Origin of the sequence: Streptomyces viridosporus (genome assembly GCF_002078235.1) — a bacterium.
Taxonomy (GTDB): domain Bacteria; phylum Actinomycetota; class Actinomycetes; order Streptomycetales; family Streptomycetaceae; genus Streptomyces; species Streptomyces viridosporus.
On the sequence record NZ_MSGP01000459.1, the window covers coordinates 1 to 8,197 of the forward strand.

An 8,197-nucleotide genomic window follows, 5' to 3' on the forward strand; every position below is an offset into this window, starting at 1 on the left:
CTCCGGGCGCCGGGCCGGAGGCCGGCGCGACGTCCTCCGGCCCGGCGCCCGGAGCCGGGCGCGGGCCGGAGCCGGGTCCCGGACCCGTCGCGGCGTGCTGGTGATCTGTCATGTGTCCATGGTGACGGGCGGGCCGCCGCGGCGGCAGTCGGGACGACCCTGGCCGGACCCTGATATCGCCCCTGAGGCCTGACCGGGGCCGGGAACGGTGCCGGGATCGGGGCCGGGGACGGGAACGGGGCCAGGAGCGGGAGGCGGGTGCCGGGGCCGGTCCGTGGAGAGTCAGGGGAGATCAGGGGAGAGCAGGGGAGATCAGGGGAGATCAGGGGAGTCTCCGGGACCGACCCTGATGTTCCGGCGGTCCCGGGCGTGTGACCATCGTTGACATGTCGGAAGCCGCAGCAGCGCCCCTCGCCGAGCCGCGGCCTCCGCGCAAGCTCTACCGCAGCAGTGACGGACGCTGGCTCGGTGGTGTGGCGCGGGGGCTCGCCGGACACCTCGGGCTGCCCGTGATCTGGGTACGGCTCGTCTTCGTCGGTCTGTTCATGGCCGACGGCCTGGGCGCGCTGCTGTACGCCGCGTTCTGGTTCTTCGTGCCGCTCGGCGTCGGCGGCGTGGACGCGCAGCGGCCGCCCTCGCTGGTCACCACCGAGACCTCGCCGGACGGCCGGCGCAGACTCGTCACCCGCAGACCGGACAAGGGGCAGATCGTCGCCCTGCTGCTCATGGTCGTCGTGGCCATGATCTTCGTGGGCAGTGTGGACATCAGCAACGGCACCCGGGCCTACCTCTGGCCGACCGTGCTGGTCGGCGCGGGCGTGGCCCTGGTCTGGCGGCAGGCGGACAACGCCCGGCGGGCCCGCTGGGTCGAGGTCGGCCGGCGCCGGCGCACGGTCACCCTGCTGCGGGCCGGCGCCGGCGTGCTGCTGGTGACCGCGGGCGTCTCGGGCATCTTCGTCCTGCAGGGCTCCGGGGCCCACCTCGGCTCCGTGCTGCAGGCGGCCCTGGCGGTCCTCGTCGGTGTCACGCTCCTCGCCGGTCCCTACCTCGTGCGCATGACCCAGGACCTGTCCGAGGAGCGCCTGATGCGCATCCGCGCCCAGGAGCGGGCGGAGGTCGCCGCCCACGTCCACGACTCGGTGCTGCACACCCTCACCCTAATCCAGCGCAACGCGGACAACGCGGGCGAGGTGCGCCGCCTCGCCCGCGCCCAGGAACGCGACCTGCGCGCCTGGCTCTACAAGCCCGAGGGCACCGGCAAGGACGAGGACGACGAGCCCACCACCCTCGCCGACGCCGTGCGGCGCAACGCCGCCGAGGTGGAGGACAAGCACGGTGTCCCCCTCGAGGTCGTCGTCGTCGGGGACTGCCCGCTCGACGAGAGGATCGCCGCGCAGATGCAGGCCGCGCGTGAGGCGATGGTGAACGCCGCCAAGTACGGTGGCGAGGGGGGTGCCGTTCAGGTCTATGCCGAGGTCGAGGGGAGGACGGTCTTCGTGTCCGTCCGGGACCGCGGCCCGGGCTTCGACCTCGACTCGATACCCGCCGACCGTATGGGCGTCAGAGAATCGATCATCGGCCGCATGGAGCGCAACGGCGGCACGGCGCGGCTGCGCGCGGTGCCGGACGGCGGTACGGAGGTCGAGCTGGAGATGGAGAGGGCGGAGAAGACGTCATGAGCGAGCCGACCGAGGCGAACGGAGCGGCGCAGGCCGCGGAGGCGGCCGGTGGCACCGGCGGACGTCGGGTGCGCGTCGTCCTCGTCGACGACCACCGCATGTTCCGCACGGGTGTCCAGGCCGAGATCGGACGGACCGAGGAGACGGGCGTCGAGGTGGTCGGCGAGGCGGCGGACGTCGACCAGGCGGTCACCGTCATCACCGCGACCCGGCCCGAGGTGGTCCTCCTCGACGTGCACCTGCCCGGTGGCGGCGGCGTCGAAGTGCTGCGCCGGTGTGCGCCGTTGATGGGCGACGCCGAGCAGCCGGTGCGTTTCCTGGCCCTGTCGGTGTCGGACGCGGCGGAGGACGTGATCGGGGTGATCCGGGGCGGTGCCCGCGGGTACGTGACCAAGACGATCACCGGGGCCGATCTGATCGACTCGGTCTTCCGGGTCCAGGAGGGGGACGCCGTCTTCTCCCCGCGCCTGGCCGGCTTCGTCCTCGACGCCTTCGCCTCGACCGACGCCCCTCCGGTCGACGAGGACCTGGACCGCCTCACCCAGCGCGAGCGCGAGGTGCTGCGGCTGATCGCGCGGGGGTACGCCTACAAGGAGATCGCCAAGCAGCTGTTCATCTCCGTGAAGACGGTCGAGTCCCACGTCTCGGCGGTGCTGCGCAAGCTCCAGCTCTCCAACCGGCACGAACTCACCCGCTGGGCGACGGCGCGCCGGCTGGTGTGACGGCCGGCAGGACGGGCGGACCGCCTCAGGCCACCCGCGTCGCCCCCGCGAACGGCATGTGGTCGACGGGGGCCAGGCGTACCGGGGCCGACGGGTTCGGGGCGTGGATCATGCGGCCGTCGCCGACGTAGAGGCCGACATGGCTGATGCCGGAGTAGAAGAACACCAGGTCACCGGGGAGGAGTTCGGCACGGGAGACGCGGCGGCCCGCGCCGATCTGCGCGTAGGTCGTGCGCGGCAGGGAGACGCCGGCGGAGCGGTAGGCGGCCTGGACGAGGCCCGAGCAGTCGAAGGCGTTCGGACCGGTCGCGCCCCAGACGTAAGGGCTGCCGATCTTCCGGTAGGCGTAGGAGACGGCCTTCGCCGCACGGGGACCGGGTGCCCGGGAGGTGACGGAGCCGGGAGCCGTCAGGCCGTTCCCGGGGGCCGCCGGAGCGTGTGCGGCGCGGTCCGTCCCGTCGGCGAGCGCCGCGCGTTGTCCGGGCGTCAGCCGGGACAGCAGATCGCGTGCGGCATCCAGCTTTCCGGTGATCGTCTTCCTGTGCCGTTTCAGTTCGGCCTGCCGGGAGGTCAGGGACGCCAGCTCGACGCGTGCGGCCCCGCGCAGCCGCTCGATCTCCCGGAGCTGGGCGCGGACGCGCCCCACCGCCGCCTTCTGACGGCTGCCCGCGCGCTCGGCGAGCGCGGCGCGGTCCAGATGACCGTCGGGGTCCGGGGAGAGGACGAGTTGCAGGACCGGGTCGAGGCCGCCGCCGCGGTACTGCGCCGCCGCGGCCGACCCCAGCGCTTCGCGGGCCGCGTTGAGCCGGGCCTGTCTGCGGGCCGCCTCGTCCTGCAGAGCGCGCAGCCGCTGCCCGGCCGACCGGGCCTCCTCCCGCGCGCCGTTGTACTGCTCGGTGGCGACCTCCGCCTCCTGGTACAGCTCGGCCACCTCGGCCCCGACCCGGTCCGGCGTCGGCCGCGGCTCGGCCTGTGCCGGCCCCTCGAAGCCGGCCGCGGCGGCCATACCGGCCAGAACGAGGGCGGCGGCCGTGCGGGCCGTGGTGCCGCCCGCCGGGCGCGGTCTTTCCTTGCGGTGCGCTGCCACCCGGGGTCCCGTCCTCTCCGACGACCGCCTGGTCCGTGCGTACGGCCACCGTGCGCGGGACGGGGCCGGCCCGGCGGGCCCGGCGGCGGGGCGGCGCGCTGGGGGAGCAGCCCGCCGCCGGACCCTTTCGGCGCGGGTGTCCGGCCGCCGTCCCTGGTCCGGACGGCGTGGGAGCCGGTCACCTGGTCGAGGACGCTAGACCCGCCCGTGCGGCCCCGGTGACGGGTTGTGCGGAAGTGGCGCGAGCGGACCGGCGGGTGACCGTAAGTGACCGCGTTCCCCTCCCGGCGCCGTCCTCTTCACGCAGAGCGATGACCGATGTGCCGAATGCGGGAAGGGGAGGAGGGCCGTGGTGCTATGCGGTGCGTGCGCGGGGCGGGCCACCGTCCTGACGTGGCGTGCCGCGTCGTGCCGGTGCCGGTGCCGGTCGGGCCGGTGTCGGAGGGCGCCGCGGGCCTGACTAGGCTCCGGCCTCATGGACGTACTCATCCACCTTTTCGTCGGTCTGCACATCATCGGCATCGCGTCGCTGCTCGGCGGCTTCCTCACCCAGATGAAGGCGATGGGCGAGGGCACCGCCCGCTTCACTCCGGCGATGCTGCACGGCGCGCTGACGATGCTGGTCACCGGTGTGGCGCTGGTCGGCCTCAACGAGGCCCAGGACTACTCGGTGAACCACATAAAGATCGGGGTGAAGCTGGCCCTGCTGATCGTGATCCTCGGCCTGGTCTACGTGAAGCGGGACGAGGAGAAGGTGGACAAGGGCATGTTCGGCCTCGTCGGGCTGCTGACCACGGCGAACATCTTCATCGCCGTGCTGTGGACCTGACGCCGTCCCGTACGGGCGCGGACGTGATCGCGGACCGCGCGGCGGCGACCGCCCCGGCGGCGACCGCCAGCCAGGCGGCGACCGCGACCCACACCAGCACCCGCCCCAGGCCCTCGAGCCACGGCAGGCCGACCGCGGTGGCCGCCGACAGCGTCGCCGCCGCGGTCATGCCCAGGGGGAACACGGTCGCCCAGCGCCGCGTGTCGTAGCGCGGCCTCGGCCACACGATCTCGGCGATCAGCAGTACGGCGTACCAGGCCAGGTCGAGCAGGACCAGGGCCACGGTCGTGAAGCGCAGGACGCCGCTGTCGTCCTCGTTCCACAGGTACAGCCGCGCGCTGTCGGCCACGAGCAGCTTCGAGCCGGCGAGCGCCGAGATGGCGAGCGCCCCGCCCGCGACCCAGTGGTCGCCCGCTCCCCTGGCCACCTGCCACGGGTCGAAGAGGAACAGGGCGAGGACGTAGAGCACCAGCCCGAACCAGAACAGCACCAGCGCCACGCGCGCGAGCCAGGCCGCCGACTCGGCCGCGGCGAGCGTCGCGCCCAGCACGGCGAGCCCCTGTGTGGCCACACAGCCCAGGAACACCGATCCCGGCATACGGGGCCGCCGGCGCCGTGCGACCAGGACGAGCAGCACCGGCCAGAGCACCGCCGCCAGGACCAGCAGCGCCTCGGCGAGGGCGAGCCGGCCCAGCGCGGCGAAGCCGCTGCCCAGCACGGTCGTGGCCGCGACGGCGGTCAGCGCACCGGGCGTTCCCGCCTCCGACACCCACCGCGCCCGGTCCCGCAGCAGCCGCAGGACGAACTCCGCGGCCAGCCCGAGCCAGGCGGCGCAGGCGAGCACCAGGACGATCCGGGAGAGGAGCTCGTGCCCCGCCAGGTGCAGGGCCACCGACACGGTGCCGGTCGCCATCACGGCGGCACCGGCCGCCGGCGGGCGCTGCGCCCACCAGGCGCGGAGGGAGGAGGGGCCGGGCATGCGCAGATGCTAGAAGCCCACCGGGCGGCCACCGCACCGCCACGCGCGTGGAGCGGCGCGGAAGAACACCGCGCGGCGCCGCCGGTCAGGCCGGGCGCACGACGCTGTGGATCGAGGACTCGCCGTCGTAGTAGATCGACTCCTCCCGGACGTACGTGCCGGGCTTGGGGGCGTGGATCATCCTGCCGTTGCCGACGTAGACGCCCACGTGGGTGACGTCGTCGTAGAAGAAGACGAGGTCACCGGGTCGGGCCTGGGACACCGGGACCGTCGTGCCGGCGTTCACCTGGTCGTAGGTCGTGCGGGGGAGGGTGACGCCGGCGGCCTTCCAGGCGGCCTGGGTGAGGCCGGAGCAGTCGTAGGAGCCCGGGCCGGTGGCGCCCCAGACGTACGGCTTGCCGATCTGCGCGCGGGCGAAGGAGAGGGCCTTCTCGGCCTCGGCGGTGTACGAGGAGCCGTCCGACGACGGGGGCGGGGCGGTCGAACCGGAGGACCCGGACGCGTCCGGGGTGCCGCTCTCCCGCTGAGCCGCCTCCCGGGCCTCCTCCTGGGCCCTCTGCTGCTCCGCCTGCTGCCGGGCCAGCTCGGCGGCCTTGCGGGTGGCCTCCTCCTGCTTCCTCTTCTCGATCTCCGCGAGCCGCGCCTTCTCCTCGGCGGTCAGCTTCGACAGCAGTTCGCGCGCGTCCGCGAGCTTCTTCTGGACGGTCGCCTTGGCCGTCTTCAGCTCGTTCTGCGACTCGGTGAGCGTCTCGAGGCCCTCGGCGGCCTCCCGGCGCTTCTTCATCGTCTCGGACTGCTGCGTGACGTAGTCGTCGACCGCTTCCTTCTGGCGGCCGGTCATCCGGTCCATCAGCTGGTTCTGGTCGAAGAAGTCCTGCGGCGAGTCCGCGAGCAGGAAGGTCGCGGTGTCGGGGACGCCGGCGCCGGTCCGGTACTGGGCGGCGGCGTAGGTCCCGAGCTCCTCCCGCGCCTCGTTGAGCTTCTGGGCGCGCTCGGCCACGTCGTCGAGGAGGGTGTCGACGCGCTTGCGCTGCTTCGCGGTCTTCTCCTTGGCCGCGTTGTACTTCTCGGTCGCCGACTCCGCCTGGCGGTAGAGGGCGTCGACCTTCTTCTCGACCTCCTCCAGGCTCGGCTTCCCGTCGTCCGAGGGGGCGGCGTTCGCCGTCTGGGACAGCAGGGCCACGGAGGTCAGGGCCGCCGTGGCGAGGGCGGGGGTCCGTATGCCTGCCACGCGGGTGCCGGTGGTGCGCGACTTGCGGTGCGACGCCAAGGGAGGCGACTCCTTCCAGTGCTCCGCCTACCGGGTTAGCTGCCGGGTTCGGGCGGGTGCTTCGGAAGGGTTGCCCTACGGCCGCTCCGCGAAGGAGTGGGCCGATTCACCCCAAGGTCTCGGTTGGGTCCCCGGCTCCGGCCGCCGCGGGGGCGGTGACGGACTCGGCGGAGGCCGCGCGGCCCGGCGAGGTTCGCCGGTGGGGGTCGAGCGGCCTGCCCGCACCGTAGCCAACTCGTGCGGCGCCTGTGAAGGTTGACGGGTGATATGCCCGATACGTTTTCGTGACCTTGCGCGCCGTGTGACCCAGGGTGAGACGGCGGCTCTGAAGCGTGCGCGGGGTGCGGCGGCCGGGACGGCGGGCCGGCGGTCCCGGGAACCTCGGGGATGTTCCCCGGGTGGCCGCGGGCTGTCGGTGAGGCGGCCTAGACTCGGAGAGCGATGAGCAGCCTCTTTGACGAAAGCTTCCTGGCCGACCTCCAGGCCCAGCAGGGCCCCGAGGACGAGCCCCCGCCGCCGCCCGAGGACGAGCACGTACCGGAGCCCGTTCCGGACGACCTGTTCGGCGGGAGGTTCGACGTGCCTCCGGAGCGGGAGGCGTACTACCGCGACGGCGCCCCGCGCCCGGCGCTGGACTCCGCCGCCCTCCTGGAGGGGCTGAACGACAACCAGCGCGCCGCCGTGGTGCACTCCGGCTCCCCGCTGCTCATCGTGGCCGGCGCCGGCTCCGGCAAGACCCGTGTGCTCACGCACCGCATCGCGTACCTGCTGGCCGAGCGGGGCGTCCACCCCGGCCAGATCCTCGCGATCACCTTCACCAACAAGGCCGCCGGCGAGATGAAGGAGCGCGTCGAGCAGCTCGTCGGGCCGCGCGCGCACGCGATGTGGGTGATGACCTTCCACAGCGCGTGCGTGCGCATCCTGCGCCGCGAGAGCAAGAAGCTCGGCTTCACCTCGTCGTTCTCGATCTACGACGCCGCCGACTCCAAGCGCCTGATGGCCCTGGTCTGCCGCGACCTGGACCTCGACCCCAAGCGCTTCCCGCCCAAGTCCTTCAGCGCCAAGATCAGCAACCTGAAGAACGAGCTGGTCGACGAGGAGGACTTCGCCGCCCGGGCCGCGGACGGCTTCGAGAAGACCCTCGCCCAGGCCTACGCCCTGTACCAGTCGCGGCTGCGCGAGGCGAACGCCCTGGACTTCGACGACCTGATCATGACGACGGTCAACCTGCTCCGCGCCTTCCCGGACGTCGCCGAGCACTACCGCCGCCGCTTCCGCCATGTCCTCGTCGACGAGTACCAGGACACCAACCACGCCCAGTACGCCCTGGTCAGGGAGCTCGTCGGGTCCTCCGAGCAGCCAGGCGACGCACCGGGGAACGCGGGCGAGACGGCGCCCGCCGAGCTGTGCGTGGTGGGTGACGCCGACCAGTCGATCTACGCCTTCCGCGGCGCGACGATCCGCAACATCCTCCAGTTCGAGGAGGACTACCCGGACGCGACGACGATCCTGCTCGAGCAGAACTACCGCTCCACGCAGACCATCCTGGGCGCGGCCAACGCCGTCATCGAGCGCAACGAGTCCCGCCGTCCCAAGAATCTGTGGACCAACGCCGGCGCCGGCGCGCGGAT

At 73.2% G+C, this 8,197-nt stretch carries 7 protein-coding genes and 1 riboswitch; of the genes, 4 read left to right on the forward strand and 3 right to left on the reverse strand.

From position 1 onward, the window contains the following. The first annotated feature begins 386 nt into the window (after positions 1-386). On the forward strand, positions 387-1,679 hold the full coding sequence (locus B7L92_RS28960; protein ID WP_081240343.1) for an ATP-binding protein: 1,293 nt from the start codon (positions 387-389) through the stop codon (positions 1,677-1,679). Continuing rightward, positions 1,676-2,401: a LuxR C-terminal-related transcriptional regulator gene (locus B7L92_RS28965; RefSeq protein WP_081240338.1), complete on the forward strand. Its 726-nt coding sequence runs from the start codon at positions 1,676-1,678 to the stop codon at positions 2,399-2,401. The genes B7L92_RS28960 and B7L92_RS28965 overlap by 4 nt, the downstream gene beginning before the upstream one ends. Before the next feature lie 25 nt (positions 2,402-2,426). Here the strand turns inward: B7L92_RS28965 and B7L92_RS28970 are convergent, their stop codons facing one another. Further along, positions 2,427-3,488, reverse strand: coding sequence for a C40 family peptidase (locus tag B7L92_RS28970; protein WP_081240339.1), 1,062 nt, complete (start codon positions 3,486-3,488; stop codon positions 2,427-2,429). A 475-nt stretch (positions 3,489-3,963) separates the two neighbouring features. On the opposite strand from B7L92_RS28970, the gene B7L92_RS28975 reads away from it, so the two are divergent. After that, entirely contained in the window at positions 3,964-4,317 is a 354-nt protein-coding gene (locus B7L92_RS28975) for a hypothetical protein (RefSeq protein WP_081240340.1), read from the forward strand. Here B7L92_RS28975 and B7L92_RS28980 read toward each other — a convergent pair. Further along, positions 4,295-5,296 carry a tellurite resistance/C4-dicarboxylate transporter family protein gene (locus B7L92_RS28980; protein WP_081240341.1) on the reverse strand — a complete coding sequence of 334 codons (1,002 nt, stop codon included), beginning with the start codon at positions 5,294-5,296 and terminating at the stop codon, positions 4,295-4,297. The two genes, B7L92_RS28975 and B7L92_RS28980, sit on opposite strands and share 23 nt — an antisense overlap. Before the next feature lie 85 nt (positions 5,297-5,381). Further along, positions 5,382-6,566 (reverse strand): C40 family peptidase, encoded by a 1,185-nt coding sequence (locus B7L92_RS28985; protein WP_081240342.1) that lies wholly within the window; start codon positions 6,564-6,566, stop codon positions 5,382-5,384. Between the two features lie 7 nt (positions 6,567-6,573). Beyond that, positions 6,574-6,731, reverse strand: a riboswitch (cyclic di-AMP (ydaO/yuaA leader). A gap of 276 nt (positions 6,732-7,007) precedes the next feature. Here B7L92_RS28985 and B7L92_RS28990 point away from each other — a divergent pair. Then, positions 7,008-8,197 (forward strand): UvrD-helicase domain-containing protein (locus B7L92_RS28990; RefSeq protein WP_159461067.1); only part of this gene is annotated, 1,190 nt, incomplete at its 3' end.